Source organism: Butyrivibrio proteoclasticus (genome assembly GCF_900115735.1).
Classification (GTDB): Bacteria; Bacillota; Clostridia; order Lachnospirales; family Lachnospiraceae; genus Butyrivibrio; species Butyrivibrio proteoclasticus_B.
This window is the reverse complement of the sequence record NZ_FOXO01000012.1, coordinates 1-14,957: the sequence shown is the minus strand read 5'-3', so window position 1 is coordinate 14,957 and position 14,957 is coordinate 1. Positions and strand designations below refer to the sequence as shown.

Annotated in this window: 11 protein-coding genes and 1 rRNA gene; 11 read left to right on the top strand and 1 reads right to left on the bottom strand. The window is 37.3% G+C overall.

The window, feature by feature from the left end:
* Positions 1–3 precede the first annotated feature (3 nt).
* From rimO to BM146_RS08870, 6 genes are all read left to right on the top strand, one after another.
* Entirely contained in the window at positions 4–1,383 is a 1,380-nt protein-coding gene (rimO, locus tag BM146_RS08895; RefSeq protein WP_074887511.1) for a 30S ribosomal protein S12 methylthiotransferase RimO, read from the top strand.
* Positions 1,367–1,909 carry a CDP-diacylglycerol--glycerol-3-phosphate 3-phosphatidyltransferase gene (gene pgsA, locus BM146_RS08890; RefSeq protein WP_074887508.1) on the top strand — a complete coding sequence of 181 codons (543 nt, stop codon included), beginning with the start codon at positions 1,367–1,369 and terminating at the stop codon, positions 1,907–1,909. The genes rimO and pgsA overlap by 17 nt, the downstream gene beginning before the upstream one ends.
* 205 nt (positions 1,910–2,114) lie before the next feature.
* Entirely contained in the window at positions 2,115–4,037 is a 1,923-nt protein-coding gene (locus BM146_RS08885; RefSeq protein WP_083413468.1) for a DEAD/DEAH box helicase, read from the top strand.
* A gap of 15 nt (positions 4,038–4,052) precedes the next feature.
* Positions 4,053–5,252, top strand: coding sequence for an ion transporter (locus BM146_RS20410; RefSeq protein WP_074887505.1), 1,200 nt, complete (start codon positions 4,053–4,055; stop codon positions 5,250–5,252).
* Positions 5,253–5,301: 49 nt separating this feature from the next.
* A complete protein-coding gene (locus tag BM146_RS08875) occupies positions 5,302–6,132 on the top strand; it encodes an HAD-IIA family hydrolase (protein WP_074887502.1) in 831 nt (276 codons plus the stop codon).
* A 199-nt stretch (positions 6,133–6,331) separates the two neighbouring features.
* The gene (locus BM146_RS08870) at positions 6,332–8,266 is read left to right on the top strand and encodes an alpha-L-arabinofuranosidase C-terminal domain-containing protein (RefSeq protein WP_074887499.1); all 1,935 of its coding nucleotides are present in this window, start codon (positions 6,332–6,334) and stop codon (positions 8,264–8,266) included.
* Positions 8,267–8,515: 249 nt separating this feature from the next.
* On the opposite strand, the gene BM146_RS08865 is transcribed toward BM146_RS08870, so the two are convergent.
* Complete coding sequence (locus BM146_RS08865) at positions 8,516–9,160, bottom strand: RpiB/LacA/LacB family sugar-phosphate isomerase (protein WP_074887494.1); 645 nt, start codon at positions 9,158–9,160, stop codon at positions 8,516–8,518.
* A 311-nt stretch (positions 9,161–9,471) separates the two neighbouring features.
* Between BM146_RS08865 and BM146_RS08860 the strand changes: the two genes are divergently transcribed.
* The 5 genes from BM146_RS08860 to BM146_RS08840 all read left to right on the top strand — a co-directional run.
* Positions 9,472–10,755, top strand: a complete 1,284-nt coding sequence (locus BM146_RS08860) for a tetratricopeptide repeat protein (RefSeq protein ID WP_177201629.1) — start codon at positions 9,472–9,474, stop codon at positions 10,753–10,755.
* Positions 10,752–11,438 carry a thiamine diphosphokinase gene (locus BM146_RS08855; protein ID WP_074887764.1) on the top strand — a complete coding sequence of 229 codons (687 nt, stop codon included), beginning with the start codon at positions 10,752–10,754 and terminating at the stop codon, positions 11,436–11,438. Before BM146_RS08860 ends, BM146_RS08855 begins: the two co-directional genes overlap by 4 nt.
* An 8-nt stretch (positions 11,439–11,446) precedes the next feature.
* A complete protein-coding gene (locus BM146_RS08850; RefSeq protein ID WP_242949373.1) occupies positions 11,447–12,610 on the top strand; it encodes a cation diffusion facilitator family transporter in 1,164 nt (387 codons plus the stop codon).
* A gap of 11 nt (positions 12,611–12,621) precedes the next feature.
* On the top strand, positions 12,622–14,328 hold the full coding sequence (locus BM146_RS08845) for a DUF4153 domain-containing protein (RefSeq protein ID WP_083413466.1): 1,707 nt from the start codon (positions 12,622–12,624) through the stop codon (positions 14,326–14,328).
* A 427-nt stretch (positions 14,329–14,755) separates the two neighbouring features.
* A 16S ribosomal RNA gene (locus BM146_RS08840) occupies positions 14,756–14,957 on the top strand; the annotation flags it as partial.

Here is a 14,957-nt window from a genome sequence, read left to right as displayed (position 1 = left end):
GATATGAAGATATTATTTGTGTCACTTGGTTGTGACAAAAACAGAGTTGATACTGAGGTAATGCTCGGTATGCTCGAAAGTTATGGTTATGATTTTACAGATGACACCAATGAAGCCGAAGCAGCAGTTGTTAACACCTGCTGCTTTATTGGTGATGCGAAAGAGGAAAGTATCAATACTATCCTTGAAATGGCGGAATACAGGAAAAGCGGAAAGTATAAAGCTTTGATCGTTACCGGATGCCTTGGACAAAGATATCAGGATGAAATCCAGAAAGAAATACCTGAAGTTGATATGATTCTTGGTATATCGTCTATCGACAAAATTGTTCAGGCTCTTGATGAAACAATAAAGAAAAATGAGCTCTTTTATCACAAAAACTATTTTGATGATGTTAACAAACTTCAGACAGGTGGGCACAAGAGAGTTTTGACAACAGGCGGAGTGTACAACTACCTTAAGATTGCAGAAGGTTGTGACAAACGCTGTACATACTGCATCATTCCTAAGGTGAGAGGCTCTTACAGGAGTATTCCTATGGAAGATCTTCTTAAGGATGCCAGAAATCTTGCTGATGCAGGTGTAACAGAGCTTTTGGTTGTTGCACAGGAAACTACGCTTTATGGAACTGATATCTATGGAGAGAAAAAGCTTCCTGAATTGTTACATAGGCTGTGTGAGATTGATGGATTTAAATGGATAAGGGTTCTTTACTGTTATCCTGAAGAAATTAACGAGGAGCTTATTCAGACCATTAAGAATGAGCCTAAGATATGCCATTATCTTGATCTTCCGATTCAGTCAGGCTCTGATGCAATACTTAAAAAAATGGGAAGAAAAACCAATAATGCTGAAATAAGAGAACTTGTAAGACATCTCAGGGAAGAAATTCCTGACATTTGCCTTAGAACTACTCTTATTAGTGGGTTCCCAGGTGAAACTGCGAAAGACCACAATGAGACAATGAAGCTCGTGGAAGACCTTCGATTTGACAGACTTGGAGTATTCACATATTCACAGGAAGAGGATACACCGGCAGCTACAATGCCTGATCAGGTTTCTGAAAGAGTTAAGACAACCAGAAGGAATAAGCTTATGAAACTTCAGCAGCAGATAGCATTTGAAGGAGCCGATTCCATGGTTGGAAAAACTGTTGATGTTATCATAGAAGGAAAAATAGTTGACGAAGAGGCCAGCAGTCTTGACGGATTTACATATGTAGGAAGGACATATAAGGATGCACCGGATATTGATGGATACGTATTTGTTTCCGGTGTTCAAAAAGATCTTATGTCAGGAGCAATTTTAAAGGTTCTTATAACAGGTTCTAATGAATATGATTTAGTTGGGGAGGAAGCAGAAACATATGAATTTACCGAATAAGTTGACCGTTGCGAGAGTTATATTAATTCCGTTCTTTGTATTCTTTTTATTGTTTGATCCATCTAATGATGCTTTTAAATGGACGGCACTTGCCATATTTATTATTGCAAGTCTTACAGATATGCTTGATGGTAAGATTGCCAGAAAATACAATCTGATCACAGATTTTGGCAAGTTCATGGATCCACTTGCGGACAAACTTCTTGTCTGTAGTGCAATGATAGGGCTTATTGAACTGGGACGAATTCCTTCATGGATAGTGATCATTATTATTGCCAGGGAGTTTGTTATTAGTGGATTCAGACTTATTGCAGCAGACAATGGAAGAGTTATAGCTGCAAGCTATTGGGGTAAATTTAAGACAACATTCCAGATGATAATGGTAATTCTTATGATAGCCGACATTGATCATCCTGTAATGCATGTTCTTACAAATGTTATTATGTGGGTTGCTTTGGCTCTTACAATTATTTCACTTGTTGATTATCTTGTAAAAAACAAGGATGTTATGAGTGGAGAGATGTGAATGCATAAAGGGAGTCAAGGTCATATGATTCTGTGCTTGCACTAATGATCATTTGACTTTGAAGACCGAACAAACATGAGGAAGTAGCATGATAATGCGAATTCCGAATGTTTGTAGGATTGCGTGAGCGAAGCGGAGCAATCCGTATGCATTCAAATGTAGTTTATTTAAGTTAGTTTTTTTATGTTCAGAAATAGGAGTTTTAATGAGTAAAGATTTAGAAAAAAATACTGTTAATGTCGAGGAGGAAAAGGTAAGATACGAGGATTCAGGTCTTGATGAAAAAATATTAAGAGCAGTTTCTGAAATGGGGTTTGAGTACATGTCACCAATCCAGAAAGCTGCAATACCTGTGATGCTTGAGGGAAAAGATATAATAGGACAGGCACAGACAGGAACTGGTAAAACTGCCGCATTTGGTATTCCACTTTTGCAGCAGGTTGATCCTGCAAATAAGCATTTGCAGGCAGTTGTACTGTGTCCTACAAGAGAGCTTGCTATGCAGGCTGCTGATGATATAAGAGATTTTGCTAAGTATATGTTTGGCATAAAAGTCCTTGCTGTTTATGGTGGACAGGATATCTCAAGACAGATAAAAGCTTTATCTGCAGGAGTTCAGATCGTAGTTGGAACTCCGGGACGAGTAATGGACCACATGCGCAGACATACTATGAAGATGAAGGATGTAAAGGTTCTTGTACTTGATGAAGCTGATGAAATGCTTGATATGGGATTCAGGGATGATATCGAGACTATCCTTCAGGGAATGCCTGAAGAAAGACAGACAGCTCTTTTCTCTGCTACAATGCCTGAGGCAATACTTCAGATCACAAAGAAATATCAGAAAGAAGATGCTGAGTACATAAAAATGACTCCAAAGGAGATTACTGTAGCAGCTATTGAGCAGAGCTATTACAGAGTTCCTCAGAAGTCAAAAGAAGAAGTCCTTGTAAGACTTATGGATTATTACAATCCTTCAAGATCACTTATTTTCTGCAACACAAAAAGAATGGTTGATCAGCTTGCTGAAAGCCTTAAGGGCAAGGGATACCAGGCTGATGGACTTCATGGTGATCTTTCACAGAACCAGCGTGATACCGTAATGAACTTATTTAGAAGTGGAAGGATCAATATCCTTATAGCAACTGACGTTGCTGCAAGAGGAATTGATGTTAGCGGTGTAGAAGCTGTATTTAACTTTGATATTCCAGAAGATATAGAGTATTACGTTCACAGAATCGGACGTACAGGTCGTGCCGGCAGAAGTGGGCAGTCATTTACTCTTGTCGGTGGAAGAGAAATGTACAAACTCAGAGAAATCGAGAAAGTTTGTCATACAAAGATTGAGGAAAGAAAAGTACCGTCAGCAAAAGAGATTACAAGAGTTAAGTCTCAGAAGGTATTTGCTGAAGTTATAGATATTATTGAAAATGGTGATATTTCATCTGCTCTTGAGTTTGTAAATCAGAAGGTTGAAGAAGGCGAGTATACTGCAGAACAGCTTGCAGCCGGATTTATGAAGCTCAAAATGGGCGCAGATATTGAAGACCTTGTATTTGATTTCGGACACAGACGTGGCGACAGGGACAAGGACAGAGGAAAAGGCACTTTTGGACGTGGAAGGCGTGATGGCAGGATGAGCCGTGACGGACGTAAGTTTAAGTCCGGTAAAGATGACAGGAAAGGCAGAAGATCGCTTTCAGCCTCTGATAGAAAGCTTGATAAGAAAAAAGTATCCCCTAGAGAAGAGCTTCTTTTTGAAAAACCTAAGAGAAGAAATAAATCAAAGGATGAAATAACAGGAAAAACATATTTAGATGAAGCGCTTGTTGAGAGCATAAAAAAGGATAGAAATAAGACAGCTGATAAAAACTCAGCTTCAAGGGCAACAAGAGCTGAGAGAAAGCACTCTGCAAGGGGAAATGCGGAGTTTGAAAATGTAGGACGTCTTAACATAAAGAGTGAAGAGTCTACAAAAGCATGGTATGTTGGAGAAGACAGCAATACAATGAATGTATCAAAGTCCGAAAAGAAGCATATCAAAGCTGAAAACAAGAAGAGAAGTATTGATTATTTACAGGACGTTAGTGACTTTGTCATGGAGAGCTTTGGTAAACGCAGAAAGTAAAAAGGGGGATGGGAAATGGTTACTAAAGTGAAGATAAACCGTGTTAGAGCAAAGATTTTTAATATGGTTAGCACTGGAGTAATTGATGAACCCATGAACAAGTTTTATGATTTTTTGAGTATTGTAGCACTTGTTCTCAATCTTTTTGCTGCATTTGCAATAACGTTTGATTATATGGAGGAGCACTATAAAGGGCTCCTCCTTGCTATTGAAGCAGTTACAACTTTTTTCTTTGCAGTAGATTATATACTGCGTCTTATATCTTCGGCTGAACTATACCCCAAACTATCAGGGGCTAAGGCGGCAATTAGATACATTTCTTCTTTGGCAGGAATCATAGATCTATTATCATTTCTACCGTATTATCTGCCTGTGTTTTTCCCTGCGGGTGGAACAGTGTTCAGGCTCTTTAGAGTTGCAAGGATTCTCAGACTTTTCAGGATAAATTCCTATTATGATCAGCTCAATGTTATTACCGAGATCATTGTTTCAAAGAGTCAGCAGCTTCTCGCATCTGTTTTTATCATTTTGATACTGATGATGGCGTCAAGCCTTTGCATGTATAGTGTAGAACATGAAGCCCAGCCGGACGTTTTCCAAAACGCATTTTCAGGTATCTGGTGGTCGGCATCAACACTTCTTACTGTAGGATATGGTGATATTTATCCGGTTACAATAATGGGTAAGATTCTTGGAATAATAATCAGTTTTCTTGGTGTTGGAATGGTTGCTATTCCTACAGGTATTATTTCTGCCGGCTTTGTCGAACAATACCAGAGACTAAAGACCGTGGGAGAATTTGCAGAAGAGGAAAATATCCATTTTATAAGGGTCAGACTTTCTGAAAATGATAAATGGTCCGACAAGAAGATAATGGAAATTGGAATTCCAAAGGATGCCATGATAGTTGCTATTCAAAGAGGGAATGAAACTCTGATTCCACGTGGCTCTACAGTATTGAAAACCGGTGACATTATTGTTATGTGCGCCGAGAAGAGCAAGGATATTCAGCCAATTGAGCTAAAAGAAATAACTATAAATGAAGGACATTCATGGAATGGGATGGCTATAAGAGACATAGATATGTCAAGACAGAGTTATATCTTCATGATCAGAAGACGTGGCAAGGCAATCATTCCAAAGGGTAGCCTTGTGATAAGGGCAGGGGATATAGTTCTTTTGTACGAGAAACACGCTACTAATAAGAATGTGTAAATAAATGACCAAAACTAAACAGTAGCAACGGGAAAATTGAGAGAAGTTTATGAGCGAGATTGATATATTAAAAGATATAGACCTTTTTGTCCTTGATATGGATGGGACTTTTTACTTGGGAAACAATATTATTGATGGATCTTTAGAGTTTTTGGAAGCAGTAAAAAAAGCCGGCAAAAGCTATATGTTTTTTACCAATAATTCATCTACAAATTCAGACAAATACATAGAGAAACTTGCCGGTATGAAGTGCTTTATTAAAAAAGATCAGATCATGACATCAGGTGATGTGATGATAAGATTTTTGAAGAGTAATTATGACGGAAAGAGCGTATATCTGCTTGGGCCAAAGCCCTTGGAAGATAGCTTTTTAGAGGCGGGGATCGAGCTTTTTAACCGCAACAATGAGGATGCGCTTGAGCCTGATAATCTTGATAAAAGGCCGGATATTGTGGTGGTTGGTTTTGATAAAACACTGGATTTCAGAAAGCTTTCCAATGCCTGCACTTATATCAGGGAGGGAGCTCTTTTTCTGGCTACACATCTGGATATAAATTGTCCTATGCCAAACGGATTTATTCCTGATTGCGGAGCTATATGCAAGGCTATTGAACTATCTACCGGTGAACAGCCAAGATTTGTTGGTAAACCTTTTAAAGAAACAGTTGATATGATAGTTGATGCAACAAAGGTTCCAAAAGAGAAGATAGCTTTTGTTGGAGACAGAATTTATACGGATGTAGCCACCGGAGTTAATAATGGAGCTAAAGGAATACTGGTTCTAACAGGGGAGTGCCAGCTTTCGGACGTCGAAAATTCTGATGTTAAGCCTGATGCTATTTTTGAGTCTATATATGAAATGGGAAAAATGTTGATCTAAAGTATAAAACTATGCATTCTTGAATCAACAATTCAAGAATGCATCAACCAAGCCAATTTAAATCGACTTCGTCGATGAGGCTTGGTTGACTCTTCACTCATATTCTCACGAAATCCGCAGTATATGCGGATTTCTGGAATTTAGTTCAAGATGTCATACTTAGAAAATATATGCAATAATTATTGAGAGGAATATTTGTATGGGAAAAACGATAAGCAAGGGAATGTTTGGGCTGTTTTTTGAGGATATAAATTATGGCCTTGATGGCGGACTTCATGCAGAAATGCTTGAGAATAGGAGCTTTGAATTTTTAGAGGCTCATGGACATAAGTGCAATTATTATCAGAAAGGGGCTTATCTCTACGGATGGAATGCCTATCCTTTTATAGGTAAGTCAGAGATAGAAGTATCAGATAAAGAGCCTCTTAACCAGGTTAATCCACATTATCTTGTAGTAAAGACAAATGAAGAAAATGCAGGCTTTTCGAACAAGGCATATGATGGAATTTACCTTGAAGCAGGTAAGTCCGCTAACGTAAGCTTTTATGCAAAAGTAAAAGAAAATAAGACAGTGACTGTAAATATCTTTTCACAGGGCGGAAAAAAGCTGTGTCACTCAGAGGAGATTACGATTTCCGGAGATAATTGGAAAAAATATGAAACAAAGATAACAGCTAAAAAGGATATTGAAAGAGGTCTTTTTGTTGTTCTTATCAAGGAAAAAGGAGAAGCTTTATTTGATCAGTTCAGAATGTATCCTGAAGATGCAGTTCTTGGACTTTTCAGGAAAGACCTGTGTGAACTTTTAAAAGATTTAAAGCCCGGATTTATGAGATTTCCCGGCGGCTGCGTAGTGGAGGGCAATGAACTCTCAAACAGATATCAGTGGAAGCTGACTGTTGGTCCTTCTGAAGAAAGAAAAGCAAACTGGAACAGATGGGCGGTTCATGGAAATGATGATGATAAGGGAAACAGAGATCTTGGCGATTTTCCATATTATAACCAGACACTTGGAATTGGTTTTTATGAGTATTTCCTTTTATGTGAGTACTTGGGCTGCGAGCCGCTTCCTGTAATGAATGTCGGTCTTGCATGTCAGTATCAGTCAGATCAGCTCATTGACAGTTCTGCTCCGGAGTTTATGGAATATGTAAATGATGCCCTTGACCTTATTGAGTTTGCCAATGGTGCTACTGATACCAAGTGGGGAGCTCTGAGAGCTCAGATGGGACATCCTGATAGCTTTGATCTTAAATTTATAGGAATCGGCAATGAGCAGTGGGAGACTAAGAAAATAGACTTCTTCCACAGGTACGATGTCTTTGAAAAGGCTATTCATGAGAAATACCCTCAGATAAAGTGCTGCGGAAGCGCAGGACCTGACGTTACATCTGATCACTATAGAGAGGCTTGGGATAACTTCTCGCCTAAAATGAAGGCGAAGTCAGATTACAGCTATGCTGTAGATGAACACTATTATGTGTCAGATAACTGGCTCTATGATAATGTTCATATGTATGATTATTATGACAGACACAGAAAAGTATTCGCAGGAGAGTATGCGTGCCACATAAATCCAGATAGAGCACCTGAAAAGAGGAACAGTTTTGGCGCAGCTCTTGCAGAAGCTGCATTTATGACTGGGCTTGAGAAGAACGCAGATGTAGTACTTATGGCTTCATATGCACCTCTTTTTGCTCGCCTTGGATATACCCAGTGGCAGCCTGATCTTATATGGTTTGATGCCAGCGCATCCTATGGAACACCAAGCTATTATGTTCAAAAGATCTATTCAAACTTTACAGGAACAGAGCTTATAGATGTAGACTTTGATGACCTTGAAAAGGACAGAGTCTATGTAACTGCGTCAAAAGATGATGAGCATGTATATGTAAAGATAATTAATGCGGGATCAAAAGATGCAGGCATTTGTCTGGACAAAGTGCTGGTAAATGGACAAAGCCTTATTGAAGTAGCAAGTGGTAAGGATGTTACTATATATACGCTAAAAGGATCTGTAGATGACTGCAACAGCATTGAGCAGCCACAGAAAGTTGCACTGGTTTCAAATAAAGTTTCTATAGACAGTATTTATGAGTCTGTGTCCAATTCTATTGCAGTTATTGTATTATGAAACAAAGATGTTATCGCGATGGACAGCAAATTTAGTTGATAAAAGCCCTGATGAGCGATTTATCTTGAGCTGCTGATGAGTAGAATAAAAAAAAACTGTCATAGCTTGTGCTTTGAATAAGCATGAAACAAGCTATGACAGTTTTTTTATTCGTCACGAATCACAGCGAAAGATACAGAGTGAATCAGGACTTTTATTTACTTAAATTTGCGTCCTCACCCCAAAACCTTCCGCGTAGCCATTCCCTAATTACTTTCCAAGTATTTCGTGAACAGCTGCTTTGATGCTTTCGTCTTTTGCGTTTGCATCGAAGTACTCAAGGAAGTGCTCACCTGAAAGTGCTCCTTTTACAAGCTCCTGATCAAGATTCTTGAGGATGGAAGGCACATCCTGAACATAAGTAACCTTCTTTACTTCATCAAGAATTCTCTTGTTGCGCTGCTCTGGTACAGCTCTTTCTCTTGGATATCCCTGACCGCTTTCTTCGCAGAAAAGCTTTTCGAAGATGTATTCAAGGTTGAGTTCAGCGCCCCAACCTGATTTAAGTGCAAAGTTAATTGAAATGGCATTGCCATCATTGATCTGTGCAAATGTATAAGCGTCAAGAGGATCAGTTACATGTCCGCAGATAACTCCGGGGAAACTGTTGCATGCAAGCATAGCACCTTCACCTGTTCCACATCCTGTTACTACATAGTCAACAGCACCTGAATTAAGAAGAACACATGCGAGGATACCGTTCTGAACATATGTCAGTTGGGCCTTGTCTTCAGCAGAATACATTCCATAGTTGAATACTTCAAACCCATGTTTGTCCGCAACTTTTTTTAATGAATTGTAAATCATTTCATTTTTTGCGGCCTGGCTGTTTTCATTGATAAGTGCAATTTTCATTTTTTTATTCCTTTCTTTATTTCAATAGTTCTTCTATTAGTTTATTACCGTATACTTCTATTTTAATTGTATTAAAAACTTGCGTCTATGAATTTAAGATTTTTGTATTATTTTTGCAATATTTTAGTCAAAGGATTTTGTTATTAATTCTGACTTTAGATATATTATTTTTCGTGTTATACTATTGCTTGTTTTTAGTTTATAATTTTTTTATTTTTGAAAGAGAAGGAATCAAATTGAATTACAGGAGAAAGAAATCCGGTTATATATCCGGATATAAATATAAAAAGCGTCGCAGAAAAAGGATAGACATGAAGAAGCTTGTAATAGTGGCGGCTTCAACAGCTCTTTTACTTGTTGGAGGTTATTCTGTCTATTTGCACCTGCCGTTTGTTAAGGTAAATAAGGCGATAGCTGCAGGCGATAAATATACTGAAAATGCAGATTATGAAGCAGCAATTGAATCCTACACAAAAGCTATTGATATAGATTCTAAATCAGTTAAGGCATATGCCAATCTTGCAGGGGCTTATCTTAGTGTTGATGATTCACAAAATGCCAAGGATACTCTTTATACCGGTTGGGAGAATACTAATAACGAAGCACTTCTTGATAATTACCATATAATTGTTCTTAACGAATCTGTGACGGCAATGAATGAGGAAAGAGCAAACATTGATACAGTAAAGGCTATTTTGTCAGTACTTGTTGATGACAATAGTAATGAAGAGGCTATTGATATTTTGAATGCAGCTTCTGAAAGGTGCTTTGAATCGAGCTATGGAGATGATGCGGATTCATTATTCAGGTCAGGTAACTCAAGCTATTCTGAATACGAAGAGCTGATAAGAACTATGCTTTCTGTGTATCAGAAGGCTCCAACAGACGAGCTTAAGAAGGCTATATTATCTTTTGTGACTCCGAATATTAGTTCTTTTTCACTGGATTTGGAAGATGCTACCAAATATATAAACCTTATATCTGACGTTACTTCAGCACTTGGTACCTCAGATGAAATCGATAGTTTTAAAAAGTGTTTGGATAATTCTCAGGAAGTTCTCTCTGTTTTTTCTGGGATTTTTGAGCAGCTTGATGTTGGAAATGTAGATGAGCTGCGTGGTTTTGTAGTCTCTGATGAATATATTTCACTTAGGGATGTGTTTCTTAACAAGCAGGAGACTCCACTTGAAAATACGACTTATATTCCTATTAGCAGAGAGGGCATAGTTCTTGATTGTAACGAAGATAAATGGAGCTATCATTTTCTTGACTTTGATGAGAATCCATCAACTTCCGGAGTTATAACACTTTGGGCTAATTTTTTCGAAGATGACGGCGTCCAGAGAGCGTCAATCTCTTATGAGCCTGCAGCTATAAATGATAATCTGTATCCGCACACACAGTATTCTGTAACCTATTTGTATAGTTATATCACTTCCGGTAATTCAACCAAGGTTGCCAAGATGAATTACAGGTTGGATACTACTATTACCTATGAAGACGGCACAATTGATGAGACTATCGTAGGCGACTGGGGAGGTGCCAATGAGTGGGTTATGGATATAGATACTATCGAATCAAGGATAAAAGCATGAACAGTGAAATAAAAAATGGAAAGTGTGTGATTATTTCTGCAGGAGATTTTTATCCTGTCGAGATTGACCTTGAAGAAGGAGATTTTTGTATTGCATGTGATGCAGGTTTTTTGCATGCAAGGAATGTGGGGGTTTTACCGGATCTTATTGTTGGCGATTTTGATTCTCTTTCTGAAAAAGGTGATATGGCAATAAGAGACCTTATGGAAATAGAAGAGACTGACCCTGACAGGATTGTTCGCCTGAATGTTAAGAAAGATGACACTGATACTATAAAGGCGGTCAAGATAGGACTTGAAAAAGGATATCGCAAATTCTTTTTATATGGCGCTCTGGGCGGAAAAAGAGTTGATCACACGATTGCGAATATACAGACTCTGAATTTTATAAAAAATCATGGCGCTAAAGGCTATATCATGGAGTATGATAAGATGCTTTTGGTGGCGCACAACGAAACAGTTAAATTTCACAGGGGAAACAGTGGCTATATATCAGTATTTTCTCTTTCTGACATATCAAAAGGTGTTACAATTAAAGGGCTGATGTATAATTTAGAGAGTGGAACTCTTACCAATGATTTTCCACTGGGAGTAAGCAATGAATTTATCATCGATGAGGAGGCAGAGATAACTGTAGAAGAGGGGACTCTACTTATCACAGTGTATTTCTCTGATGAGACATGATTTGTTTTTTGGCAAAAAGACTAATAAATAATTATGATAAGGTTCAGGATCCTGGTGTAAGGCAACGCTATGGCATCATTAGTGGTGCTATGGGCATTGCCTTTAATTTTTTTCTTTTTATCATAAAGTTGTTGGCAGGTGTCATCAGTGGCTCAATTTCAATTCTCGGTGACGCATTTAATAATTTATCCGATGCGGCATCTTCCATAGTGACTTTGATTGGTTTTAAACTATCAGGCCAGGAAGCAGACGCTGAGCATCCATTTGGACATGGCAGACTTGAGTATGTTGCGGGCCTTATTGTGTCTTTGCTCATAATTATTACCGGTGTGGAGTTGCTACAACAATCTGTGAATAGGATATTTCATCCTGAGGAAGTTGATTTTAACTATTATATCGCAGTAATTCTTATTATCTCTATTTTTGTAAAACTCATTATGTTTCAAAGTAATTTTTCAGCGTCCAAGCTGATAGAAAGTGCTACTTTAAAATCTGTTGCTATCGACAGTATTTCAGACGTAGTAACTACTTCTATAGTTTTTATTTCTGCTTTGATAAATTTCATTTTTAAATTGAATATCGATGGATTTGCAGGTATTTTAGTTGCAATTCTTATTATCAGATCAGGATGGGATGCGGCTAGAGATACTATAAATCCGCTCCTTGGAGAACCGCCAAGTAAAGAGCTTTTAAGAGATGTGTCTGAAACGGTTAATTCATATGATGGAGTATTGGGAGTTCATGACATAACTATTCATAACTATGGACCTACAAGAATATTTATGTCATTACATGTGGAAGTCCCATCTGACAGAGATTTGATATCAGTACATGACATGATAGATTTCATAGAAAATGAGCTTCATCAAAAGTATCATTGCATAGCAGTCATACATATGGACCCGGTTGTCGAAGGAGATGCTGAAACGGATGAACTCAAGAAAAAAATAAGTGAGGCATTGATAAAACTTGATTCTAAGCTTTCTTTTCATGATTTCAGAATCATTCATCGTCATGATGGAAGAAAGACACTCAAGTTTGATGTTGTTGTTCCATATGATTACACGTTATCTGATACATTCATAATTGATTATCTAAAAAGATATTCATTGATTAAGGACGTTATGGATTGCGAGATTACTATAGATAAAGAAAAAAGAGCTGATAAGTAATACCGGGGAGTATGCGCGTGAAATTTAAGTGGATTGAAGAAATAAAAGTAAAGTTTGTGGATGTAGTAAAGGAGTATTTATTTTCAATTGCAATTTTTTTAGTTGCAACTGTTTTGTGGACAATACAAGGGGATGGAATTTCTAATTCATATATAATAAAAACGATTATTCCATTTTTGAAACTACTGTTATATGGTATAGTTCCGGGAGTCTTATTGTGTGAAACTATCTATCATTATCATGGATATTTTGAGAAAAAGAAAACAATCATATATGCAGTCATTATCCCTGTATCAGTTGTAATAACGTATTATTATGCCTGGGTAAATGTTTTGCTCGAGAGTTCGCTTAAGGAAAATATTGAAAATGCAGAACTGCTTACTGAAACTGCCTTTGATATTTTTGTATGCTACCTTGTAACAGCGGTAGGTCTTTCTGTTTACTTTATTTATAAAAGATCCGGTGAATGTTTTGAAACATATGTTGCCAAAGCTTTTTGCGGTATGATGAAAGCTCTTCTGGTCTATGGAATTATTGATCTTGGAATTTTGTTGGTCTTGCTGATCTTTGATGCACTTATTATTGAAACATCGTCAATTGATCTAATTATGCGATGTGAAATAATGCTTGTTGGACTTGTGGCTTATCCATGCAGCCTTATGGGAATTTCAAAAACAGAAAATGATTTTTCAAAGTTTTCAAAGATTGTTCTTGCATATATATTTACAGGACTTCTTGCAATAGCTTTTTTTATAATTTATTTATATATATTTAAAATTGTATTCACATGGCAGTTTCCTAAAAATCAGGTATTTTCAATACTTACAGCATTGTTTTTATTTGGAATCGTTATCTGGACAATGGCAAGCGGATGTTGTCAGGAGAGATTTCTGAAGCCGATCAGGATTATGCCGTTTTTATTTATTCCCTTTATCGTGCTTCAGATTATGTGTCTATATATGAGGGTTGCGGATTATGGCTTTACTAGATCAAGATATTTTGGACTTGCTTTTATTGTTTTTGAAATCCTGTACTTTGCTATGTATTGTATAGACTTTTTTAGTGCAGAAGACATTACATTCAGCTTGATATTTATAATTATTGCCATGACTTTTATTGTTCTTGTTGTGCCATTTACAAATTATAAGAGCGTTGTATTAATGTCTCAAAAGCACAGGCTTGAAAAGTATTTTGCTGCTATATCAAAAGGAGAAGATTTTGAGAAAAATGTTGCTTTTGAAGCATATAAGACAATTAGGTGGGAAAGCGGATATGTAGGAAATAAATATCTTGAAGACAATTATTCTAAAGAACAGCTGGAGGAATTAAAGAATGGCTCGGAAAATGAGTATGATAATAAATCTGATAATTTCTATATCTATGCATACAGAGATGTAGATTCTTTAGATGTAGAAGAATATAAAGAGATATGTTTTGTTGATTGCTTTATTTCAAGTGATAAAACCAATCAGGTGCAACTTGAAACTACGAGCGGTGATTATGTAGGAACAGCTGATCTTAGCGAAATTATAGATAAGCTGGTAGATTTAGAAGAAGCAGATATAAATGATGATAATAGAAAACGAGAGATAATATCTCAAAATGTGAAGGTTAATCCCAAAGGAAATTTTATTATAACCGAAGTCAAAGTCACGGGAGAGTTCGATGCTGGAACAATGATAAACTCTATAGATATTAAAGGCTATGTGCTTAGATAAGTTAATGGTATTTTGGACATTATAAACGAATATAAATTTTTTGAGAAAAAATGAAATTTGTTGTTGACACATATGGCCTACAGTGATATATTTGTATTCGTTGCTGATGCAGTAGTGAAACACAAAGCGTTGCAAATGCAGCACTGGAGCGGATTTTGAGCTCCTGCACCTTGACAAATAAACAGTAATGCAACCCTGAAAAATTCCAAAAAGCAATGAGCATTGTGGAATCAGGAAAACAGAAATCGAATGAGCTTGCTCAATGAGATTTATGATTGACTGATTACATTTTGCGAATGCAAAAGCTTGGGAATTGCGAAGCAATTCGCAAGACCAATGCTCTAAAGAGAATTTATTCAGAACAAAGAAATAGTAAATAACGGACAGAACAAAAGCCAAGCTTAAGTTCTAGCCTGATCAAACTTTTAAACGTGAGAGTTCGATCCTGGCTCAGGATGAACGCTGGCGGCGTGCCTAACACATGCAAGTCGAACGGAGAATATACGCTTCAGAAGCTTCGGCAGATGATTGTATATTCTTAGTGGCGGACGGGTGAGTAACGCGTGGGTAACCTGCCTCATACTGGGGGATAACAGCTGGAAACGACTGTTAATACCGCATAAGCGCAC

Coding starts and splice junctions, on each gene's coding strand:
- BM146_RS08865 (WP_074887494.1), bottom strand. CDS start 9,160: ATGAAAATTGCACTTATCAATGAAAACAGCCAGGCCGCAAAAAATGAA.
- pgsA (WP_074887508.1), top strand. CDS start 1,367: ATGAATTTACCGAATAAGTTGACCGTTGCGAGAGTTATATTAATTCCG.
- BM146_RS08885 (WP_083413468.1), top strand. CDS start 2,115: ATGAGTAAAGATTTAGAAAAAAATACTGTTAATGTCGAGGAGGAAAAG.
- BM146_RS20410 (WP_074887505.1), top strand. CDS start 4,053: ATGGTTACTAAAGTGAAGATAAACCGTGTTAGAGCAAAGATTTTTAAT.
- BM146_RS08845 (WP_083413466.1), top strand. CDS start 12,622: ATGCGCGTGAAATTTAAGTGGATTGAAGAAATAAAAGTAAAGTTTGTG.
- BM146_RS08855 (WP_074887764.1), top strand. CDS start 10,752: ATGAACAGTGAAATAAAAAATGGAAAGTGTGTGATTATTTCTGCAGGA.
- BM146_RS08875 (WP_074887502.1), top strand. CDS start 5,302: ATGAGCGAGATTGATATATTAAAAGATATAGACCTTTTTGTCCTTGAT.
- rimO (WP_074887511.1), top strand. CDS start 4: ATGAAGATATTATTTGTGTCACTTGGTTGTGACAAAAACAGAGTTGAT.
- BM146_RS08870 (WP_074887499.1), top strand. CDS start 6,332: ATGGGAAAAACGATAAGCAAGGGAATGTTTGGGCTGTTTTTTGAGGAT.
- BM146_RS08860 (WP_177201629.1), top strand. CDS start 9,472: ATGAAGAAGCTTGTAATAGTGGCGGCTTCAACAGCTCTTTTACTTGTT.